The following is a 21,535-nucleotide window of genomic DNA, read 5'->3' as shown; positions in this document are numbered from 1 at the left end:
TGGAAGCCGTACTGGCCGGGCCGGTTCGAGCACGCTACGCTGCTATTTGAATGACGGGCAGTTCACGCCGACAATAGCGAAGCCAGCTCATCAACCAGAACAATCGGCGGCGCGGCTCGCGCCTCAGGAGACGATGCAATGACGAAGCACAGGTTCGACGACGGTCTCGAGCAGCGCGAGGCCAATTATGTCCCGCTCACGCCAATCGACTTCCTCGCGCGCGCCGCGCAGGTGTATGGCGAGCGGCTCGCGATCGTCCACGGGGAGATTCGCCGCAGCTGGAGTGAGACCTACGAACGCGCGCGGCGGCTCGCGAGCGCGCTGCGCGAGGCCGGCATTGGCCGTGGCGATACGGTCGCCGCGCTGCTGCCCAACATTCCGCCGATGATCGAGGCGCACTTCGGCGTGCCGATGGCGGGCGCCGTGCTCAACACGCTCAATACGCGGCTCGACGTCGCCTCGCTGCTGTTCATGCTGCGCCACGGCGAGGCGAAGGTGCTGATCGTCGATACCGAATACGGCGAGCTCGCGCATCGCGCCGCGCTCGAATTTCCCGGGCTGCGCGTGATCAGCGTGGCCGACGCGCAGCCCGCCGACGCCGCGCAGTTTATCCGCGCGACCGACTACGAAGCGTTCCTGCAAGCGGGCGACTCGGCCTTCGAGTGGGCCCGGCCCGCCGACGAATGGGATGCGATTGCGCTCAACTACACGTCGGGCACGACCGGCGATCCGAAGGGCGTGGTCTATCACCATCGCGGCGCGTATCTGAATGCGCTCAGCAATATCCTCGAATGGGACATGCCGAAGCACGCGGTCTATCTATGGACGCTGCCGCTGTTTCACTGCAACGGCTGGTGCTTTCCGTGGACCGTCGCCGCGCGCGCGGGCGTCAACGTCTGCCTGCGCAAGTTCGATGCGAAGACCGTGTTCGAACTGATTCGCCGCGAGCGCATCACGCATTACTGCGGCGCGCCGATCGTGCAGAACGCGCTCGCCAATGCGCCGGCCGAGTGGCGCGAGGGTATCGAGCATCGCGTCTCGACGATGGTCGCGGGCGCGGCACCGCCGCCCGCGGTGATCGCGAAGATGAGGGAGATCGGCTTCGATTTGACGCACGTGTATGGCCTCACCGAAACCTATGGGCCGGCGGCCGTCTGCGCGAAGCAGGACGCGTGGGATGCGCTCGACGAAAACACGCGCGCCGATCTGACCGCGCGCCAGGGCGTGCGTTATCACCTGCAGGCGGCCGTCGCGGTGCTCGACCCGGACACGCTCGAAGCGGTGCCGGACGACGGCGAAACGCTCGGCGAGATCATGTTTCGCGGCAACATCTGCATGAAGGGCTATCTGAAGAACGAACCCGCGACCGAAGCGGCTTTTCGCGGCGGCTGGTTCCATACCGGCGATCTTGGCGTACGCACGCCCGACGGCTATATCCGCATTCGCGACCGCAGCAAGGACATCATCATCTCGGGCGGCGAGAACATTTCGAGCATCGAGGTCGAGGACACGCTGTATCGCCATCCGGCGGTATCGGTCGCGGCGGTGGTCGCGATGGCCGATCCGAAGTGGGGCGAAGTGCCGTGCGCGTTCATCGAACTGAAGGAAGGCGCGCAGGCGACCGAGGAAGACATCATCGCGCACTGCCGGCTGTTTCTGGCCGGCTACAAGTTGCCGAAGGCGGTGCGTTTCGGCGAATTGCCGAAGACGTCGACGGGGAAAATCCAGAAGTTCGAACTGCGGGCGCGCATCAAGGCGGAAGGCAAGGGCTGACGCGCGGGGCGCGCGCTACGAACGGCGCGCGCCCATGCATCGCTCAGATTCCCACCTTGTGCGCGTTCAGAATCAGGCGCAACCCGAGTGCCGTTACCGCGCTCGCGGCGATGCGGTCGATCCACGCCTTCCAGCGCAGATAGATTTCGCGCGGACGCTTGCTCGAAAAGCACAGCGCGACGATCGTGTACCAGCCGGCCTCGATCGCGAAGATCGCGGGCGGCAGCGCGAAGTAGCACCACACCGGCGGATGCTGCGGCAGCAGCGCGGCGAAGATACTGCCGTAGTAGACGGCTGTTTTCGGATTGCTGAGCTGCGTGCTGAGGCCGATCCAGAACGATTTGCGCGGATTGCCGGCGCCGCTTTGCGTGGCGTCGAAGGCGAGCGGCTTCGCGGCGCCGCGCCAGATTTTCGAGGCGAGGTAGACGAGGTAGACGCCCCCGGCGATCTTCAGGCCGACGTACAGCCATGCGACCGTCGCGAGCAGCGTATAGAGGCCGAGCAGCGCGATGCCGCTGAAGAACACGCCACCGATGCCCATGCCGAGCGCCGTCGCCAGACCGTCGCCGCGTGACAGGCCGATCGCATTGCGCGCGACGATGACGAAGCTCGGCCCGGGACTCATCGCGCCCAGCAGCAGCGCGGCGAGAATCGTGAGGACGGCGGTCGAAGCGGGCATGGTCGTGTCTCCTTTGAGGTGGTCCCGTCGCTCGAAGCGCTGGCGTGACGGGCCGAGCGGGGCGGCTTGTGAGGGCCGGGGTGTGGAGTATCGCATTGTCTGGCGGGAACGCGGCTGAAGTCATGCCCGCTGAAAGGGACATAAGGGGACATAGAGACATCAGCCGAACAATCGGCGGCAAAGGCAAGAGTCCTTTGCTACGGGCGAAATAAGCCCAATGCTAGAATGGCCTTCCATACGCCGCCGCTCCCTCGAACCCGTGAGGCGAGGCCGGGGCGTAGTTCGGGGACGCAATTCAAAGGTGTAATTCGAACCGCCCGGCGGCGAATGCGTCCGATCTCCGTGTTCCGGTTCAGGCGCTTCCATCGGCAATCAAACAGGCATGGCTGGCAGATGCGGGTTTTCACGCATCCTTGAAAAGGCTGTGCATTCGGATTACTGAGTGGATTACCCCGCGAATTGCCTTGCTTCCTCTGAATCGAACACGGGCTTCGCGTTGTTTTGCGAAATTCCCGGTTGTCTAACGCCAGCAGGCTGCTGCGATACCAATACGCTATGAAAGAGCAAGAACGGCAACAACGACTGTTCGAACACGATGAGAATGTGCGCGAGCGCATGGTCGCGTGGATTCGCCGACGCATGGACGACTACGACATCACACTCGAAGCGCTGGCCGAATCGCTCGAAGCCGACGAGAAAGCCGCCAGCGCGGTGAAGTACCGCGACGCGTTCGGCAATACGTGGGATGGTCGCGGCGATAAACCCGCCTGGCTCGCGCGCGCGATTTACGCGGGACAAAGCATCGAACATTTCCGTTGCTGAGCGCGCCACCCGGCATCGCGGCAAAAAAGCGAAAGCCAAAAAAAAGCCCGCTTAAAGGCGGGCTCAACTCTTACTACTCGGAGTTTCACGATCCAGTCGCTTGACGGATCACGTCGAGTGTAATTGAAAGCGATATGAAAGTGTGAAAAAACCGCTTCACAGATCAAAAAACACGGTTTCCTTATCGCCCTGCATGCGGATGTCGAAGCGGTAGACGTTCGCTGCACCCGGCTCGCGACGCGCGATCAGCGTGTTGCGGCGCTCGGCCGGCACCGACGCCAGCACGGCGTCCTGGCCGTTTGCCTCGGCTTCGTCTTCGAAGTAGATGCGCGTGAACGTGTGCAGCAGCATGCCGCGCATCGTCAGGATCACGTTGATGTGCGGCGCTTCGGTGGGGTTCGCGCGGCCCGGCTTCACCGTCTCGACGATAAAGCGCTTGTGCGGGTCCGTGCCCGTGCCGACGCGCGCAAAGCCGTGAAAACCGGTCTTCAGGATTTCCTCGCGCGATTCCGGATAGTGGCCGTTCGAATCGACCTGCGACATCTCGACCATCGCGTCGCCGACCGCGTTGCCGTCGCCGTCGAACACCTGGCCGACGATCGTGATGTGCTCGCCGGCCGCTTCCATGTCGGCGAGGACGTGCGTGAACAGGCTCTTGTAGTCGAAGTCGTATTGCTGCGGGCAAAGACCGTAGGCGAAGTACGGGCCAACGGTTTGCGAAGGCGTTTGCTTGAGGGTCGTCATGGCTTAGCGCTCCATCGGGGTTTCGTTCGGGCCGCGCAGCACGATGTCGAAATCGTAGCCGAGCGCATAAGCCTCTTGGGTGGTGTCGAGCGAGAACTTCGCGATCATGCGCTCACGGGCATGTTCCGGTGTGCCCTGGTAGATCGGGTCGAACGCGAGCAGCGGGTCGCCGGGGAAGTACATCTGCGTGACGAGACGCGAGCCGAAGTGGTCGCCGAACAGCGAGAAGTGGATGTGCTGCGGACGCCAGGCGTTCGGGTGATTGCCCCACGGATACGCGCCCGGCTTGATGCTCAGGAAGCGGTAGCGGCCTTCGTTGTCGGTGAGGCAGCGGCCCGCGCCGAGGAAGTTCGGGTCGAGCGGCGCGTCGTGCTGGTCGGCCTTGTGCACGTAGCGGCCGGCCGCGTTCGCCTGCCACACTTCGACGAGCGTGTTGCGCACCGGGCGGCCGCCTTCGTCGAGCACGCGGCCCGTCACGATGATGCGCTCGCCGAGCGGCTCGCCGTTGCGCACCGCGTTGCGCGTCAGATCGTGGTCGAGCGCGCCGAGGTCCTCGGTGCCGTAGACCGGCACGCGCTGGTCGCGCAGCTTTTCCTTCAGCGGGATCAGCGGGCGGGTGGGACCGCGTTTGACCGACGAACCGTACTGGGGATAGACGTAAGCGGGATGGGACGCGAACTCGCGCGGGGTGAGGGAAGAATCTTCCATGAAGTGTCTCCGTGGGAGGAATCGTGGGGGGCGACGTTGTGACAGGAACTTTATCCAAAGCCGGCGGTTATGCAAAATGACGTTTTCACCCGTTTCGTATAACCTCACGTTATGCAACGAAGCCTCGCGGATAGCCGCGTCAAATTCCGTCATCTCCAGTGCTTTCTGGCCGTCGCGCAGTTCGGCAGCGTCCAGCGGGCGGCGGACAGTCTGTCCATCACGCAGCCGGCCGTGTCGAAGACGGTCGCCGAGCTGGAGGCGATTCTCGGCGTGAAGCTGTTCGAGCGCGGCCGCCACGGCGCGGTGCCGACCCGCGAGGGACAACTCTTCATGCCGCACGCGAGCGCCTGCGTGAGCGCGCTGCGCCAGGGCGTCGACCTGCTCGCGCGCGCGGAAGGCGCGGCCGCGGCCACGCTCGAAGTCGGCGTGCTGCCGACCGTGGCCGCGGTGCTCGTGCCGCCCGTGCTGCGGCGGTTCGCGGCGCAGTGGCCGCGCGTGATCGTGCGTCTCGCGACCGGCGCGAACCCGGAGCTGCTCGAACGCCTGAAAGCGGGCTCGATCGAATTCGCGATCGGCCGTCTCGCGGACCCGGAACGGATGGTCGGCCTGAGCTTCGAGCAACTGTTCACCGAGCCGCTGATCGCGGTGGTGCGCGCCGGGCATCCGCTCGCGCAGGGGCCCGGCTTGCAGGCGGCGTCGCTGGAAGAGTTTCCGGTCGTGCTGCCGCCGTTCGGCACCTTGATCCGCCAGTCGGCGGAGAGCCTGCTCAGCGCGTGGGGCGTGCCGCCGTTGTCGGCGTTCGTCGAGGTGCTGTCGGTCTCGACGGGGCGGGCATTGGCGCTCGAAAACGGCGCGGTGTGGTTCGTGCCGCTGAGCGCGGTGGAATACGAGCTGGCGCAAGGCATGCTGGTGCGCTTGCCGCTGCCGTTCACGGGCACCAGCGAGCCGGTCGGGCTGATCCGCCGCTCGGATACGCAGCCGTCGGCCGTGGGGCGCGCGTTTATCGAGGCGGTGCGCGAGTTCGCGCGGGAGAGGATGACGGCGATTTCAGGCAAGGCCGCGGGCAAGGAGGCGGCCAGAAACGGGAGCCACGGCGCGGACAAGGCGCGGAGCAGGCGCGCGCGCAAGTCTCGCCGAAGCAGCGGGCCGGGCGATGCGGACGAGGCGCCCCAATGACCGGCCAGTTGGCGCGCAGGGTTGGCGCACTGCGGCGGGTGCAAGCGTCGGCGCCCTGAAGGGCGAGCCAGGATGAACCACAGGACGAACCAGGATGAACCATCCGGTACAAAACGAAGGTTGCGAACGCCCCGCGACCCGGTGTAAAAACACGGTGCAACAGCCGCCGCGATCCGTCCGGGTTGCGGCATGCCACGCGCGCATCATGCATGGCGCACCCCATCGCGAACAGCCGGCACGGTTGCGTCGAATTCCGACCGACCGGCTGCCGCGTCGAAAGACCGTACAAGGAGATTGTCATGCCCAGCGACTTGCCCACTCCAGAGGCCGCGCAGCGCGCCGTGTTGGCGTCTGAGCACAATCCGCTCGGCACGGCCGGCCTCGAATTCGTGGAGTTTGCCGCGCGCGATCCGCACGCGCTCGGCGAGGTTTTCACGCGGCTCGGCTTCAAGGCGATCGCGCGCCATATCAGCAAGGCCGTCACGCTGTACCGGCAGGGCGAGATGAATTTCCTCATCAACGCCGAACCCGACTCGTTTGCCGCGCGTTATGCCGAAGAGTACGGCGTCGGCATCTGCGCAATCGGGATTCGCGTGGCCAATGCGCAGCGCGCGTTCGAACGCGCAGTCGAACTCGGCGCGTGGGAGTTCGAAGGCGAGCGCCTCGGCGTGGGCGAGCTGCTGATTCCGGCGATCCAGGGCATCGGCGATTCGCATATCTATTTCGTCGACCGTTGGCGCGGGCGTGGCGGTCAGCGCGGCGGCCTCGGCGATATCTCGATCTTCGACATCGATTTCCGGCCGATCGAAATCGACACGGCGCAGGCCGATCTCAATCACGCGGGCAGCGGGCTCGTTGCGGTCGATCATCTGACGCAGACGGTCGGCGAAGGCCGCATGCAGGAATGGATCGACTTCTATCGCGATCTGCTCAACTTCCGCGAGATTCACGAACTGCATGCGAACTGGCACGTATCGGCGGAATCGCGCGTGATGGTGTCGCCGTGCGGCGCGATCCGCGTGCCGCTCTATGAAGAAGGCACGCGCCGGACCAACCTGATGCACGACTATCTGCCCGATCATCCGGGCGAGGGCGTGCAGCACATCGCGCTTGCCACCGACGACATCCTCGGGTGCGTCGAGCGCCTGCTCGCGAACGGCGTCGAATTCGTCGAGCCGCCGCCGCGTTACTACGCAGGGCTCGATGCGCGTTTGCCGGGGCACGGGCTCGACGTCGAACGGTTGCGCCGCACGCATGTGCTCGTCGATGGCGAGATCGGCGCGGACGGTGTGCCGCTGCTGTTTTTCCAGACCTTCGTGCGCCGCGGTGCTGGCGAGATCTTCTTCGAGATCGTGCAGCGCAAGGGGCATCATGGTTTCGGCGAGGGCAACCTCGCGGTGCTGGCGCAGGCGCGCGAGGGCAGCTAGTTTTTATGCGTTCATGCGCGCGCGGGCGTTGAATCGCGCGCCGCGCGAACGCCGCCTCGGGCTCGGGGCTCAGGGCGCGCCCAGCGCGCGTTATTTTTTCATCGACTCGACGGTTACCGGCGGCGTTTGCGGCAGGTCCGCGTTCGTCGCCATCCACAACACTTCCGCGTCTTCCTCGCTCGTGGACACCGCCGCATGGCCCGTGCGGCTGTCGAAGTAGAGGCTATCGCCCGCATTCAGATGCGTCGGCGCATACAACTCCGAATAGAGGCACACGCTGCCGCTAATGACGTACAGGAATTCCTCGCCTTCGTGACGGCCCCAGTCGTCGAAGGCATCGAGCGTATGTGCGGAAATGCGGATGCGAAACGGCAGCATCGCTTTGTGCGCGAGATCGGTAGCGAGTAACTCCATCTGGTAGCCGCGATACGCGTGTCGCTGGCCTTCGTTCTTACGGGTCAGCGCGCGCCGGCCGCTTGCGCTCACTTTCGGCGTGGAGCCGAACAGTTCGCCGATTTCGATCTTCAGGCCCAGGACGATTTTTTGCAGCACGTCGAAAGTGGGGGACATCAGGCCGTTTTCGACTTTGGACAGCGTCGAGCGCGATACGCCGCACAGGCGGCTCGCGGTTTCGAGCGTCAGGTCCTGCGCCTGGCGGGCGGCGCGCACGCGCCGGCCGAGGTCGGTGGTGGACGGGTCGGCGGGTTTGGTGAGGTGGGTGTCCATGAGGCTTGCGGCTCGTTCGGGTCCGCGCTTGATCGTGGCGAATGGGGTTTCCGATCATAACATTCGATGCGGCGGCCTGATTCGCCGGGCATGAACGGCGCGGCGAAAGGGGGAGCCGGCATGGGAGAGGCGCAAGGCGCGGGTGCGCTTTTCTCATCGGAAACGTTGGCCGTCGCGAGGCACAGCTTCATCTGCCCGAGCGAGTTTGTGCCGCAACACGCGCGTCGCAACTCGCGACTCACACGCCGCGATTGAACAACTCGTTGAGCTGCGAGCCGGGCGCCGCGCCCGTGAACTCGAAGCGTCCTTCGGCGAGCGCCCGGGCCGACTGCATGAAGCCGCCCCATGCCACGCGCGCGAGCCCGCCGCCGACGCTGATGCGCCGCACGCCGAGCGCCGCGACGTCCTGCACCGTAAGCGTCGACGTCGAGCCGATCAGCAGATTGACGGGCTTCGGCGCCACGGCCGCGACCACCGCCTCGATCTGCTCGCGCGTCTGGATGCCGGGTGCGTACAGACAGTCGGCGCCTGCCGCCGCGTAGGCCTTCAGGCGCGCAAGCGCGTCGTCGAGATCGGCCTGGCCGGCGAAGAAGTTTTCCGCGCGGCCGATCAGCAACGTGTCGCCGCCGGTTTCGTCGATCGCGCGTCGTGCCGCGCTGATGCGCTGCACGGCGACGTCGACGGGGAAGAGCGGCGCGGCTGCGTCGCCAGTCGAATCCTCGATAGACAGGCCCGCTACGCCGGTTGCGACCGCGAGCTTCACGCTTTCGGCGACTTCCTGCGGGTCGCGGCCGAAGCCATTTTCGAAGTCGGCGTTGACCGGCAGATCGGTCGCTTCGACGATCGTGCGCAGATGCGCGAGGACCGCCGCGCGCGGGAGCGTGTTGTCGGCGTGGCCGGTGGACCATGCGAAACCCGAGCTCGTCGTGGCCAGCGCCTTGAAGCCGAGCGTTTGCAGATAGCGCGCACTGCCCGCATCCCAGGGATTGGGCAGCACGAAACAGCCGGACGTATGCAGGGCGCGGAAAGCGGCGCGTTTTTCAGCGGCGGTGCGGGGCATGGCATTCTCTAGGCAATGAAGGAGCCGAAGCGAAGGAGCCGAGGCTCGTGGATCGTGAAAATCGGGATTCAACGCAGCGGGATTCAACACAGGTTGAGTCTATTTTCTTATCGAACGCATTGTTGATGAAATGCATCAACGTGTACCGCACACTCGACATATTGAATCGGTGATGTTCGCATTGATCAATACCTACTGTTCCCGCTTCACGAATCGCCCCGCGTAAATACAAGAAAGCGAGCCATGCCTTGGAAAAGCAGGGCTCGCTTCATATTGCGCGGAGACTGCAAAACCGTACACGCTGTACGAGTGGTGGCGCGAGACGCGAACGCCGCAAAAGCGCTACACGTGCCAAAAGTCAAAAGGCCCTGGAGCGTCTTTTCAGAACATCCGCCCGCGCGATTGCGATACGGTGTGCAGTACGCCTTACTGATCCGCGGGATTCGTCACCATCGGATGCTGCCCGCCCGATTGCGACGTTCCCGTCGCCGGCGTTCCATAGCCGGTGGTGTCGCCCTGGGCCATGGCGTTCTGCGTGGCGACGCGTGCTTCGGCTGCCTGAATATCGGCCGGATAGCTGGCGTCCGTCGATTCGGCCGGGTTGTAGCCCACCTGTTCGAGCTGCTGCAATTGCGCCTTCACTTCCGCGCGCGTGACCGGCTGCTCGGATTGCGCGAACGCCGCGAGCGGCGCGGCGATGACGGCCGCGAATACGGCGGCCTGAATCAGCGATTTCATGATGTTTTCCCTCCGACATGGTCTATCGGTACCGCGACAATCCCGGCACCCATTGACGGAGTCTAGAAAGTGGGCCGCCTTGGGGAAACCACCAGGTCGTTAATTCAGTATTGACGCAAACAACAAGTCGGCGCGTTGTAATGGGGGCGTGGTGCCGTTCGTAAGAGAAACGCGGAAATTAGCGGGACATTCGCTCAAGCGCCCTTGCGCACGTCGACACGATAAGCGGTGATTTGCCGGTAAGTGTCACCGGGCCGCACGATCGCCTGATCCTGTCCGGTCATATTGACCTGGTTCGGAAAGCCGCAGGCTTCGAGGCACAAACCCGCATGCCGTTGATAACGCACTCCGCCGCGGCCGCCGTTGCCGTTCAGTGCATTGCCGGTATAGAACTGCAAGCCGGGCTGATCGGTCGATACGGTCAGCTCGCGTCCGCTGCCCGGATCGTATGCGCATGCAACCTCGCGCACTCGCGGCGGCGTGCTTTCATTCGAGCCGTTCACGCCATTCGCGCCATTCGCGCCGCTTTCGTCCTCATCGCGCAGCACATAGCAATGATCGAAGCCGCCCGCTCGCGCAAGTTGCGCATGCGGCCAGTCGAGCCGCGCGCCGAGCGGCGCGCTCTGCCGGAAGTCGAATGCATTGCCCGCGACGTCGGCGAGCTTGCACGGAATCATCGTCGCGTCGACTTCGAAAAAACGTTCGGCGTCGATCGACAGTACATGCCCTCGAATATCGGTGCCCGCGCGCCCCGTCAGATTGAAGTACGGATGACTCGTCAGATTGAGCGGTGTCGCCGCGTCGGTGATCGCTTCGTATTCGATCGTCAGCGTGCCGTCGTCGTCGAGCGAATAGCGCACCTGCACGGTCACGTTGCCCGGAAACCCGGCGTCGCCTTCGGGCGATTCGAGGCGCATCAGCAACGCGCCGTCGTCCTCGCTCACGTCCCACAGCGCGCGATGAAAACCGACCGTGCCGCCGTGCAGCAGGTTCGTGCCTTCATTGCGGTCGAGCGTGTACTCGATGTCGTCGAGCATGAAGCGCGCGCCGGCAATACGGTTGGCCCAGCGACCGATCAGTCCGCCCATATAGGTCGTTGCCGCGACGTATTCGGCGGGCGTGTCGTGGCCGAGCAGAATATCGCCGAGACGTCCCGCGCGATCCGGCGCATGCCAGGAGACCAGCGTCGCGCCGAGGTCGCTGATGGCGACCTTCATGCCGTGCGCGTTGCGCAGCGTATAGAGCCGGACGCGATCGCCGCCGTGCAGCGTGCCCCACGGCTCGGAAGAAAGTTGTGCGATGCTGATCATGTGGTCGGTGCAAAGAAAAAATAAAAAGCGCTCAGCCCGCCGTTTGCTCCGGCTTCGAACTCGCGCGCTCCTGGTATTCGCGCGGCGTGCAGCCGAGTTCGCGCCGGAATACCGCGTACATGTATTGCAGCGACGTAAAGCCGCAGCGAATCGCGACCTCCGCGCTCGATGCGTCGCGTTTCGCGAGCAGCGACTTCGCAACGTCGAGCTTGTGGCGCAGGATTTCCTGGTGCACGGTGCATTGCCGTTCGCGCCGGAAGTACTCTTCGAGCGACGAACGCGACACGCCCACATAGTCGGCTACCTGTTCGGTGCGAATGCCCTGGCACGCGTACTGGCGAATGAAGTGCCGCGCGCGCATTACGTAGGGGCTCGCGAGCGGCTGATGCCGCGTCGATTCGAGCACGTTGATGCCGACCGGCGGCACGAGAATGCGGCGCCCCGGAAAACGCGCGCCGTGCAGCATCTGATGCAGGATGTGCGCGGCGGTGCGACCCATTTCCTCGGTGCCCTGAATCACCGAAGAAAGCGGAATGCGCGTGAGCGTACGCGTGAGAGGATCGTTGTCGATGCCGATGATCGCGACTTCCTCGGGCACCGGAATGCCCGCGATCAGGCAGGCCTGCAACAGATGGCGCGCCCGCGCATCGGTCACGGCGATGATGCCGACCGGCTTCGGCAATTGCCGCAGCCACGTCGTGAGCTGTTCGGTCGCCTGGTTCCATGACGGCGCGCTTGTCGACAGGCCGCGATAGATCTCGCTGCCGATCTGCGCGGTGCCGTGTCCGTCCGTGCTGCGCAAATGGGCGAACGCGAGTTCGCGCTGCTGCGCCCAGCGGTTTTCCTGCGCCTGCGGCAGGCTGTAGAGCGCGAAGTTTTCGAGCCCGGCGCCGATCAGATGCGTGTACGCGAGCGATACGAGCTTGCTGTTGTCGGTCGCGATATAGGGTAAGTCCGGGGGATACTGCTCCGGGTCTTCGTACGAGGAGCCCACCGCGACCACCGGCAACGGACAGCCGCGCAGCGCTTCGTACACGGCGGGGTCGTCGAAATCCGCGATGATGCCGTCGCCGTCGAAGCGCTCGATGCCCGCGAGCCGGCAGCGAAAGTCTTCTTCGAGGAACAGGTCCCACGCGACCCGCGTCGACAGCAGGTAGTTGCCGATGCCGGTGATGATCTCGCGGTCGTAGACCTTGTTCGCGTTGAACAGCAGCGCGATCCGATGGGTCGTCTGGGGGGCTTGCGGGCGGGTCATGACGGTAAGCGGCGTAGGGCTCGAATGGCCACGGCGCCTTTGTCTCCTGTGTAGTCGAGCGGGCGCCGGCGGGCCGCCCCGTTTTTTAAGCGTCCGGTTATTCTAGGCCCCGAATCGCGCCGCGGTAATCAACAAACGCGCGGGCGGTAAGAAACATCAAGCGTGCTGCGCAATTTCGCAATTGCCGACATATCGTGCAAGCGGCAGCATGGCGTCACTTTGTCGACCGGCGCGGCGCCGTCGCGCGGGTTGCGATGCGGCACAACAAGGAGACGCAGATGCCTTACTTCGAACACATTCCCGAGATCCGTTATGAAGGTCCGCACGCGGATAATCCGCTTGCGTACCGTCACTACGACAGAAACAGGAAAGTGCTCGGCAAGACGCTCGAAGAACATCTGCGCATCGCCGTATGCTACTGGCATACGTTCGTGTGGCCCGGCGTCGATATCTTCGGCCAGGGCACGTTCCATCGTCCATGGCAGCAGCCCGGCGACGCGATGGAGCGGGCCCTGCAGAAAGCCGATGCCGCATTCGAGTTCTTCTCGAAGCTCGGCACGCCGTACTACACGTTCCACGATACCGACGTCGCGCCCGAAGGCACGAGCGTCAAGGACTATAGCGAGAACTTCCTGCGCGTGTCCGACTACCTCGCGCGCAAGCAGCAGGACACCGGCATCAGGCTGCTGTGGGGCACCGCGAACCTGTTCTCGCATCCGCGCTATGCGGGGGGCGCGGCAACCAGTCCGAATCCGGAAATCTTCGCCTTCGCCGCGACCCAGGTGCGTCACGCGCTCGACGCGACGCAGCGCCTCGGCGGCGAAAACTACGTATTGTGGGGCGGCCGCGAGGGCTACGACACGCTGCTCAATACCGACCTCGTGCGCGAACGCGCGCAGCTTGCGCGTTTCCTGCACATGGTGGTCGATCACAAGCACAAGATCGGCTTCAAGGGCGCGCTGCTGATCGAGCCGAAGCCGCAGGAGCCGACCAAGCATCAATACGACTACGACGTCGCGACCGTACACGGCTTCCTGCTGCAATACGGGCTCGACAAGGAAATTCGCGTGAACATCGAGGCGAATCACGCGACGCTCGCGGGGCACTCGTTCCATCACGAGATTGCGACGGCGTTTGCGCTCGGCATTTTCGGCAGCGTCGATGCGAATCGCGGCGATCCGCAAAATGGTTGGGATACCGATCAATTCCCTAATAGCGTCGAGGAACTGACGCTCGCGTTCTACGAGATTCTGCGTCACGGCGGCTTCACGACCGGCGGCATGAACTTCGACTCGAAGGTGCGCCGGCAGAGCGTCGATGCGGCAGACCTGTTTCACGGCCATATCGGCGCGATCGACAACCTCGCGCTCGGCCTCGAACGCGCGGCGGTGCTGATCGAAAACGATCTCCTCGAACAGTTCAAGCGCCAGCGTTATGCCGGCTGGGACACGGAGTTCGGCCGCAAGATCCTGTCCGGCGACCATTCGCTGGCGACGCTCGCAACGGATACGCTGGCGCGCGATCTGAACCCGCAACACGCGAGCGGACAGCAGGAGCGCATGGAAAACATCGTCAATCAGGCGATCTATAGCGGACGTTGAAGAACGTAAGCGGCACAGCGGAACGCGCGGCAAGAAGCACTTTATGAAGCATCGGAAAAAGCCTTACACAAAGATCGCGCGGCCACGCCGATCGCGCGAAACAGGAAGCTGTGGGTTGTCGTTGATTCGGTTCTGCGGCTCGCAGCGCAGGCCGACCCATCCGGTATTCCGGTTATCACAACAAGGAGACAGAAATGAAATTCGCAATGCGTCGTCACGTACTGAGTTCGCTCCTATGTGGAGCGGTGCTCGCCAGCCTGTCGCTTGCCGCACCGCTCGCGCATGCGAGCAAGGATCATCCGGAAATCGGCTTCTGTATCGACGATCTGCGCGTCGAGCGCTGGTCGCGCGATCGCGACTATTTCGTCGCCGCGGCGGAAAAGCTCGGCGCGAAAGTGTCGGTGCAGTCGGCCGACGCGAGCGAGGAGCGGCAGATCTCGCAGATCGAAAACCTCATTTCGCGTGGTGTCGACGTAATCGTGATCGTGCCGTTCAACTCGAAGACGCTCGGCAACGTGGTCGCCGAAGCGAAGAAGGCCGGCATCAAGGTCGTGTCGTATGACCGCCTGATTCTCGATGCCGACATCGACGCCTATATCTCGTTCGACAACGAGAAGGTCGGCGAAATGCAGGCCCAGGGTGTTTATGACGTGCGGCCGAAGGGCAACTACTTCCTGCTTGGCGGCGCGCCGACCGACAACAACGCGAAGATGCTGCGCCAGGGACAACTGAAGGTGCTGCAACCGGCGATCGACAAGGGCGACATCAAGGTGGTCGGCCAGCAGTGGGTGCCGGAGTGGAGCGCATCGACGGCGCTGCGCATCATGGAAGACGCGCTGACCGCGAACAACAACAAGATCGACGCCGTCGTCGCCTCGAACGACGGCACCGCCGGCGGCGCGATCCAGGCGCTCGCCGCGCAGGGCCTCGCGGGCAAGGTACCGATCTCGGGCCAGGACGCCGACCTCGCGGCCGTCAAGCGCGTGGCGGCCGGCACGCAGACGATGACGGTCTACAAGCCGCTCAAGCTGATCGCGAGCGAAGCGGCGAAGCTGTCGGTGGCGCTTGCGAAGGGCGAGAAGCCGGGCTTCAATGCGCAATACGACAACGGCAAGAAGAAGGTCGATACGGTGCTGTTGCAGCCGACCAAGCTGACCAAGGCCAACCTCGACATCGTCGTGAAAGACGGCTTCTACACGCAGGCGCAGCTCGCGAGCCAATAAGGCGGAAGACGGGGACGGAAGACGGGCGCGGCGTGAGCGCCACGCTTCGCGGGCCACGGTGCCCGCGAGCGTGGCCGCCCGCCCACCTTGCAGCGAGGCATAGCGAATGACGCAACCTCTTCTGACGATGCGCGGCATCGTCAAAGCTTTTTCCGGCGTGAAGGCGCTCGACGGCATCGACCTGACCGTCTCGCCGGGCGAATGCGTGGGCCTGTGCGGCGAGAACGGCGCGGGCAAGTCGACGCTGATGAAAGTGCTTTCCGGCGTCTATCCGCACGGTACCTGGGATGGCGAAATACGCTGGGAAGGCGAGCCGCTGAAGGCCACGAGCATTCGCGACACCGAGCGCGCGGGCATCATCATCATTCACCAGGAGCTGATGCTGGTGCCGGAGCTCTCGGTCGCGGAGAACATTTTTCTCGGCAATGAAATCACGCTGCCCGGCGGCCGCATGAACTACGCGGCGATGTATCAGCGCGCCGACGAACTGTTGCGCGAACTCGGCATTAGCGGCATCAATGCCGCGCAGCCGGTGATGAACTACGGCGGCGGCCATCAGCAGCTGATCGAAATCGCGAAGGCGCTCAACAAGCGCGCGAAGCTGCTGATTCTCGATGAACCGTCGTCGTCGCTGACTGCCGCCGAGATCGCGATTCTGCTCGACATCGTGCGCGATCTGAAGCGGCGCGGCATTGCCTGCGTGTACATCTCGCACAAGCTCGACGAAGTCGCGGCGGTTTGCGACACGATCAGCGTGATTCGCGACGGCCGTCATGTCGCGACCGAGCCGATGCACGCGCTGACGACCGACCGCATCATCTCGCTGATGGTGGGCCGCGAGATCAGAAACCTGTTTCCGCGCGAGCCGCATCCGATCGGCGAGATGGTGTTCGAAGCGCGCCACGTGACCTGCTTCGACGTGACGAATCCGCGCCGCAAGCGTGTGGACGATGTGTCGTTCTCGTTGCGGCGCGGCGAGATTCTCGGCGTCGCGGGACTCGTCGGCGCGGGCCGCACCGAACTGATGCAGGCGATCTTCGGCGCGTACGCGGGCGGGAGCGAAGCGAGCGTCATGCTCGACGGCAAGCCTTTGAAGATTCGCGCGCCGATCGACGCGATTCGCGCCGGCATCGCGATGGTGCCCGAGGATCGCAAGCGTCACGGCATCGTGCCGGGCTTGAGCGTCGGCCATAACATCACGCTCGCGGTGTTGCAGCGTTTCGCATCGGGCGGGCGCATCGATTCCGCCGCCGAACTCGACACGATCAATACGGAAATGAGGCGGCTTTCGGTGCGCGCGGCGAATCCGATGCTGTCGATTGCGAGCCTCTCGGGCGGCAATCAGCAGAAGGCGGTGCTCACGCGCATGCTGCTGACCGATCCGAAAGTGCTGATCCTCGACGAACCGACGCGCGGCGTCGACGTCGGCGCGAAATACGAAATCTACAAGCTGATCTTTCAACTGGCGCAGCGCGGCATGTCGATCATCATGGTGTCGTCCGAATTGCCGGAAGTACTCGGCCTGAGCGACCGCGTGCTCGTGATCGGCGAAGGCGAATTGCGTGGCGACTTCGTCAACGACGGTCTCACGCAGGAAGACATACTCGGCGCCGCGATCCGTCCCGTGCATCCCTCTTCGAACTTAACCGCAGCGAGTGCCGCATGACGCCCGACGTGACTTCCCAACGCACCGACCATGCCGTGCCGCGAGGCGGATTCGGCGGCGCGCAGCGCATTCAGCAACTGTTCGCGCGCTACAAGATTCTCGCCTTGCTGATTGCCGTCGCGGTGATCTGGACGTTCTTCTCGGTGCTCACGCACGGCGCGTTCGTCACGCCGCGCAATATATCGAACCTGCTGCGGCAGATGTCGATTACCGGCATGCTCGCCTGCGGCATGGTGTTCGTCATCATCGCCGGCGAGATCGATCTGTCGGTCGGCTCGCTGCTCGGCCTGCTCGGCGGCGTCGCGGCGATTCTCGACGTGAACCGTCACTGGCCGATCGGCGTGACGATTCCCGTGGTGGTGCTGCTCGGCGTGGCGGTCGGCGTGTTCAACGGATGGTGGTCGACGTACCGGCGCGTGCCGTCGTTTATCGTCGGGCTTGGCGGCATGCTCGCGTATCGCGGCATTCTGCTCGGCGTCACGGGCGGCTCGACCATCGCACCGGTTTCGGATAGCTTCGTATTCGTCGGCCAAGGCTATCTGCCGCGGCTCGCGGGCGACACGCTCGCGATCGTCATGTTCGTGCTGCTCGCCTTCCTGACGATACGGCAGCGCGCGAACCGCCAGCGTTATCAGTTGCGGGTCGTGCCGTTCTGGCAGGACGTCGCGAAGGTGGTCGGCGCGGGCGCGATACTGGCGGGCTTCGTGGCCACGCTCGACCGCTACGGCGGCATTCCGGTGCCCGTGCTGCTGCTGCTCGCGCTGCTCGGCATCTTCACGTGGATCGCCACGCAGACCGTGTTCGGCCGCCGCATCTACGCGGTCGGTTCGAACCTCGAAGCGACGCGGCTGTCCGGCGTCAACACCGACCGCGTGAAGCTCGCGATCTTCGCGCTGATGGGGCTCATGTGCGCGTTCGCGGGCATTGTCAACACGGCGCGGCTCGCGGCCGGCTCGCCGTCGGCGGGCACGATGGGCGAGCTCGATGCGATCGCCGCGTGCTTCATCGGCGGCACCTCGATGCGCGGCGGCTCCGGCACCGTGTACGGCGCGCTGATCGGCGCGCTCGTGATGGCGAGCCTCGATAACGGCATGTCGATGCTCGACGTCGACGCGTACTGGCAGATGATCGTGAAGGGCGGCATTCTCGTGCTGGCCGTGTGGATCGATGTGGTGTCGGGTTCGAATCGCCGTTGATGAGCTTGAGTTGCAACAACGCGCATGGTGTGCCGGCGGAACCGGCGCACTGCGCGGCATACCTTGCGGCACACCGCGCGGCACGCTGTGACATGAAACTTCGTACAGCGCCCAGGCACTAGCCGCGCGCAGTTAATGAAGCACCCCACGATTTTCCCCCGCCGCCCGCATTCCTTGCACGCCCATACCGCACGGCCACCCGAGCCGCGTGCGCGCATTTAAGTCTCCCGCCGGCCGGTTCGTCTTATTACTATTCGCAAACAACGGCGCGAGCGGAGTCGGGCGTCTGCGCGCTTGCGCCGCTTTCCCGTCATCGTGCCAGCCGGTCGAGCCATGCCATCGAGCCATGCCATGTTAACGCGCAGAACCTTCCTGCTCGGCGGCGCCAGCGCGTTGGGCGGTCTGCTGCTCGGCTGGGGCGTGCTGCCGCCGCGGCAGCGCCTGACGACGTCGGCGCCATTGCCGGTGCAAGGCTCGCAGGTCGCGCTCAACGGCTGGGTCAAGATCGCCGCCGACGACAGCGTGACGATCATGATGGGCAAGAGCGAAATGGGCCAGGGCATCCACACCGGCCTCGCGATGCTGCTTGCCGAGGAACTCGACGCGGACTGGTCGCGGGTCAGCGTCGAAGCCGCGCCGATCGACCGGATCTACAACGCTGTGCAGAGCATTGTCGACGACCTGCCGTTTCGGCCTGACGACGATAGCCTCGTCAAGCGCGGCGTCGTGTGGATCACGAGCAAGGCGGTGCGCGAATTCGGCACGATGATGACGGGCGGCTCGTCGAGCATGAACGATCTGTGGACACCGATGCGCGAAGCCGGCGCATCGGCGCGCGCGATGCTGATCGGCGCGGCGGCCGAACAGTGGCAGGTGGCGCCCGGCGAATGCCGCGTGGAAAAGGGCTACGTGCTGCACGGGTCGGGCCGGAAGGCGAGCTTCGGCGCATTGGCGACGCTGGCGGCGCGGCAGCCGTTGCCGCGCAAGGTCGACTTGAAGCAGCCCGCCGATTTCAGGCTGATCGGCCAGCCCGTGCGGCGCATCGAGGCCGCGTCGAAAATCGACGGCAGCGCGCGTTTCGGCATCGACGTATTGCCGAGCGGCTTGCTGTACGCGAGCGTCGTGATGTGCCCGACGCTCGGCGGCACCGTCGCGCGGTTCGACGCAACACCCGTGCGGACCATGCCGGGCTTCGTCAAGGCGTTCGCGGTCGCGCCGTATGCGGGCGGCACCGGCGGCGTGGCCGTGATCGCGGACAACCCGTATCGCGCGATGAATGCGGTCGCCGCGCTCAAGGTGGACTGGCAGGACGGCGCGGCTGCGAAGGTGTCGAGCGCGGAGATCGATCGCCATCTGCTGGACGCGCTCGATGGTGCCGACGGCCATGTGTACTTCCAGCGCGGCAACCTCGACAACGCGATGAGCCGCGCGGCGCGTACGATCGACGCCGTGTACCACGTGCCGTATCTCGCGCATGGCGCAGTCGAGCCGCTGAACTGCACGGTGCGGGTCGCACATGGCGCGGCGACCGTGTGGGTCTCGACGCAGATGCCGGGGCTCGCGCGGCAGCACGTCGCGCGGGCGCTTGGCATCGATGCCGGGTTCGTCGACGTGCAACCGCAGTTGTTGGGCGGCGCGTTCGGGCGGCGGCTCGAACTCGATTTCATCGCGCAGGCCGCGGTCATTGCGCGCGAAGCCGAGGGCCGTCCGGTGCAAACGATCTGGTCGCGCGCGCAGGATTTCACGCACGACTTTTATCGACCCGCCTGCGCGGCGCGGCTTCGGGCCGGCTTCGACGGCGACGGCAAACTCGTTGCGTGGCACGCGAAATCGGCGGGGCAGGCGATCGTGCCGGAAGCGCTTGCGCGCTACTACGGCGTGCCGCGCATTCCGATCGACAAGACCACTTGCGAAGGCGCATTCGATCAGCCGTACGAGTGGCCGGCCGCGCGCGTGTCGCACGAGATCGTCGAATTGCCGGTGCCGGTCGGCTTTTGGCGCTCGGTCGGCCATTCGCACCAGGCGTTCTTTACCGAGAGCTTCACCGACGAAGCCGCTGTGGCGGCGAAGCAGGACCCGCTCGAATTTCGCGCGGCGCTGCTCGCGCAGCATCCGCGGCATCTTGCGGTGCTCAAGCGTGTCGGGGTGCTGTCGGGCTGGGGGCATCCGCTTGAGCCTGCTAACGACGGCGCGCGCCGTGCGCGCGGCATTGCGCTGCACGAGGCGTTCGGCAGCGTCGTCGCGCAGGTTGCCGAGGTGTCGATCGGACCGCAGAAGCAGATTCGCGTGCATCGCGTGGTGTGCGTGATCGATTGCGGCTTGCCGGTGAATCCGAACCTGATCCGTCAGCAGATGGAAGGCGGCATTGTGTTCGGTTTGTCGAGCGCGTTGCAGAACGAGATCACGATCGTCGACGGCCAGGTGCAGCAGAAGAATTTCGTGGACTTTCCGGTCGTGCGAATGAACGTGTGTCCGGCGATCGAAACCGACATCATGCCGAGCCAGCTGCATCCACAGGGCGTCGGCGAGCCGGCCGTGCCGCCGGTTGCGCCGGCGGTGGCCAACGCGGTGTTCGCGCTGACCGGGCAGCGTTTGCGCACGTTGCCGCTGAAGCTCGCGTAAGCGTGGGTTCGATCGGGCTCGGCCCTGGTTTCGCGATTCGGGAGAACAACATGGCAATACTGAATATCAACGGACGCGCGGTGAAGGTCGAGGCCGAGCCGGACATGCCGTTGCTCTGGGTGCTGCGCTGCGACCTCGGCATGACGGGCACGAAGTTCGGCTGCGGCGTGGGCATCTGCGGCGCCTGCACGATCAATCTCGACGATGCCGCGTGCTTCGCCTGTCAGACCCCGATGTCGAGCCTGCACACGCAGAAGATCACGACGATCGAAGGCCTTCAGGGACGCGAGGCGCAGGCGTTGAAGGCGGCATGGCTCGAACTCGACGTCGTGCAATGCGGCTATTGCCAGAGCGCGCAACTGATGGCGGCCTGCGCGCTGCTCAAGCACAAGCCGAATCCGAACGATGCGGATATCGATGCGGCGATGACGCCGGTGGTGTGCCGTTGCGGCACGTATCCGCGGGTGCGTGCGGCGATTCATCTGGCGGCGCGGCGGATGGGGTAGGGCGCATCGCACGGATTCGGCACGACGCCAGAATGATCGCCACGTCACCGCACGCTCGAAATCAGGCGGCAGCCGCATGTTCCACGATGACCGGCGCGAGCAAGCGGCACGCCGTTATCGATCATCGTGTCGTCGCCCTCGATGATGACGTTAGGCTGAATCTGCGGGTGTAGCGGACACTCGATCAGGTCGCCCTTGCGCGCGAGTGCTATGCCGTCGTAGTCCGCCGTTGTCGAGGCGGTGACGACTTTGCCGCCGTGGTCGGTGGTGTCGCCGAGCCGAATAAAATCCATGTCGTTGTCC

Annotated in this window: 19 protein-coding genes; 10 read left to right on the top strand and 9 right to left on the bottom strand. The window is 64.8% G+C overall.

What is annotated here, in order from left to right:
* Positions 1–138: 138 nt before the first annotated feature.
* Positions 139–1,773 carry an acyl-CoA synthetase gene (locus tag GXB81_RS15780; RefSeq protein ID WP_205989713.1) on the top strand — a complete coding sequence of 545 codons (1,635 nt, stop codon included), beginning with the start codon at positions 139–141 and terminating at the stop codon, positions 1,771–1,773.
* A gap of 43 nt (positions 1,774–1,816) precedes the next feature.
* Here GXB81_RS15780 and GXB81_RS15775 read toward each other — a convergent pair whose 3' ends face one another.
* Positions 1,817–2,452 (bottom strand): LysE family transporter, encoded by a 636-nt coding sequence (locus tag GXB81_RS15775; protein ID WP_167284911.1) that lies wholly within the window; start codon positions 2,450–2,452, stop codon positions 1,817–1,819.
* Between the two features lie 555 nt (positions 2,453–3,007).
* Between GXB81_RS15775 and GXB81_RS15770 the strand changes: the two genes are divergently transcribed.
* Complete coding sequence (locus tag GXB81_RS15770; RefSeq protein ID WP_167050129.1) at positions 3,008–3,274, top strand: H-NS family nucleoid-associated regulatory protein; 267 nt, start codon at positions 3,008–3,010, stop codon at positions 3,272–3,274.
* 156 nt (positions 3,275–3,430) lie between these two features.
* Here the strand turns inward: GXB81_RS15770 and pcaG are convergent, their stop codons facing one another.
* Both pcaG and pcaH read right to left on the bottom strand, forming a co-directional pair.
* The gene (pcaG, locus tag GXB81_RS15765) at positions 3,431–4,018 is read right to left on the bottom strand and encodes a protocatechuate 3,4-dioxygenase subunit alpha (RefSeq protein ID WP_167050131.1); all 588 of its coding nucleotides are present in this window, start codon (positions 4,016–4,018) and stop codon (positions 3,431–3,433) included.
* Between the two features lie 3 nt (positions 4,019–4,021).
* Positions 4,022–4,726 (bottom strand): protocatechuate 3,4-dioxygenase subunit beta, encoded by a 705-nt coding sequence (gene pcaH / locus GXB81_RS15760; RefSeq protein ID WP_167284912.1) that lies wholly within the window; start codon positions 4,724–4,726, stop codon positions 4,022–4,024.
* Positions 4,727–4,837: 111 nt separating this feature from the next.
* Between pcaH and pcaQ the strand changes: the two genes are divergently transcribed.
* Both pcaQ and GXB81_RS15750 read left to right on the top strand, forming a co-directional pair.
* Positions 4,838–5,902 (top strand): pca operon transcription factor PcaQ, encoded by a 1,065-nt coding sequence (gene pcaQ, locus GXB81_RS15755; protein ID WP_241016393.1) that lies wholly within the window; start codon positions 4,838–4,840, stop codon positions 5,900–5,902.
* A 299-nt stretch (positions 5,903–6,201) separates the two neighbouring features.
* Complete coding sequence (locus GXB81_RS15750) at positions 6,202–7,329, top strand: VOC family protein (RefSeq protein ID WP_205989712.1); 1,128 nt, start codon at positions 6,202–6,204, stop codon at positions 7,327–7,329.
* Between the two features lie 90 nt (positions 7,330–7,419).
* Here GXB81_RS15750 and GXB81_RS15745 read toward each other — a convergent pair whose 3' ends face one another.
* The 5 genes from GXB81_RS15745 to GXB81_RS15725 all read right to left on the bottom strand — a co-directional run bounded on the left by GXB81_RS15745 (position 7,420) and on the right by GXB81_RS15725 (position 12,418).
* Positions 7,420–8,055, bottom strand: a complete 636-nt coding sequence (locus GXB81_RS15745) for an XRE family transcriptional regulator (RefSeq protein ID WP_167050137.1) — start codon at positions 8,053–8,055, stop codon at positions 7,420–7,422.
* A 238-nt stretch (positions 8,056–8,293) separates the two neighbouring features.
* Positions 8,294–9,115, bottom strand: a complete 822-nt coding sequence (locus tag GXB81_RS15740; RefSeq protein WP_205989711.1) for an isocitrate lyase/phosphoenolpyruvate mutase family protein — start codon at positions 9,113–9,115, stop codon at positions 8,294–8,296.
* 426 nt (positions 9,116–9,541) lie between these two features.
* The gene (locus tag GXB81_RS15735; protein ID WP_167050141.1) at positions 9,542–9,853 is read right to left on the bottom strand and encodes a DUF4148 domain-containing protein; all 312 of its coding nucleotides are present in this window, start codon (positions 9,851–9,853) and stop codon (positions 9,542–9,544) included.
* 194 nt (positions 9,854–10,047) lie between these two features.
* Positions 10,048–11,163, bottom strand: a complete 1,116-nt coding sequence (locus tag GXB81_RS15730) for an aldose epimerase family protein (RefSeq protein WP_205989710.1) — start codon at positions 11,161–11,163, stop codon at positions 10,048–10,050.
* Positions 11,164–11,194: 31 nt separating this feature from the next.
* Entirely contained in the window at positions 11,195–12,418 is a 1,224-nt protein-coding gene (locus tag GXB81_RS15725) for a DNA-binding transcriptional regulator (protein ID WP_167050145.1), read from the bottom strand.
* A 278-nt stretch (positions 12,419–12,696) separates the two neighbouring features.
* Between GXB81_RS15725 and xylA the strand changes: the two genes are divergently transcribed.
* The 6 genes from xylA to GXB81_RS15695 all read left to right on the top strand — a co-directional run bounded on the left by xylA (position 12,697) and on the right by GXB81_RS15695 (position 21,232).
* Positions 12,697–14,019 (top strand): xylose isomerase, encoded by a 1,323-nt coding sequence (gene xylA, locus GXB81_RS15720; protein ID WP_167050147.1) that lies wholly within the window; start codon positions 12,697–12,699, stop codon positions 14,017–14,019.
* A gap of 194 nt (positions 14,020–14,213) precedes the next feature.
* Complete coding sequence (gene xylF, locus GXB81_RS15715) at positions 14,214–15,242, top strand: D-xylose ABC transporter substrate-binding protein (protein ID WP_205989709.1); 1,029 nt, start codon at positions 14,214–14,216, stop codon at positions 15,240–15,242.
* A 106-nt stretch (positions 15,243–15,348) separates the two neighbouring features.
* Complete coding sequence (xylG, locus tag GXB81_RS15710) at positions 15,349–16,908, top strand: D-xylose ABC transporter ATP-binding protein (protein WP_205989708.1); 1,560 nt, start codon at positions 15,349–15,351, stop codon at positions 16,906–16,908.
* Complete coding sequence (locus tag GXB81_RS15705) at positions 16,905–18,104, top strand: sugar ABC transporter permease (RefSeq protein WP_205989707.1); 1,200 nt, start codon at positions 16,905–16,907, stop codon at positions 18,102–18,104. The genes xylG and GXB81_RS15705 overlap by 4 nt, the downstream gene beginning before the upstream one ends.
* A 351-nt stretch (positions 18,105–18,455) precedes the next feature.
* Positions 18,456–20,726 (top strand): molybdopterin cofactor-binding domain-containing protein, encoded by a 2,271-nt coding sequence (locus GXB81_RS15700; RefSeq protein ID WP_205989706.1) that lies wholly within the window; start codon positions 18,456–18,458, stop codon positions 20,724–20,726.
* Between the two features lie 50 nt (positions 20,727–20,776).
* Positions 20,777–21,232 carry a (2Fe-2S)-binding protein gene (locus GXB81_RS15695; protein ID WP_205989705.1) on the top strand — a complete coding sequence of 152 codons (456 nt, stop codon included), beginning with the start codon at positions 20,777–20,779 and terminating at the stop codon, positions 21,230–21,232.
* A 44-nt stretch (positions 21,233–21,276) separates the two neighbouring features.
* On the opposite strand, the gene GXB81_RS15690 is transcribed toward GXB81_RS15695, so the two are convergent.
* Positions 21,277–21,525: a PAAR domain-containing protein gene (locus GXB81_RS15690; RefSeq protein ID WP_167050555.1), complete on the bottom strand. Its 249-nt coding sequence runs from the start codon at positions 21,523–21,525 to the stop codon at positions 21,277–21,279.
* Between the last annotated feature and the right edge of the window lie 10 nt (positions 21,526–21,535).

Source organism: Paraburkholderia sp. Ac-20336, from assembly GCF_017105025.1.
Taxonomy (GTDB): domain Bacteria; phylum Pseudomonadota; class Gammaproteobacteria; order Burkholderiales; family Burkholderiaceae; genus Paraburkholderia.
This window is presented reverse-complemented; position numbering and strand designations above follow the sequence as displayed.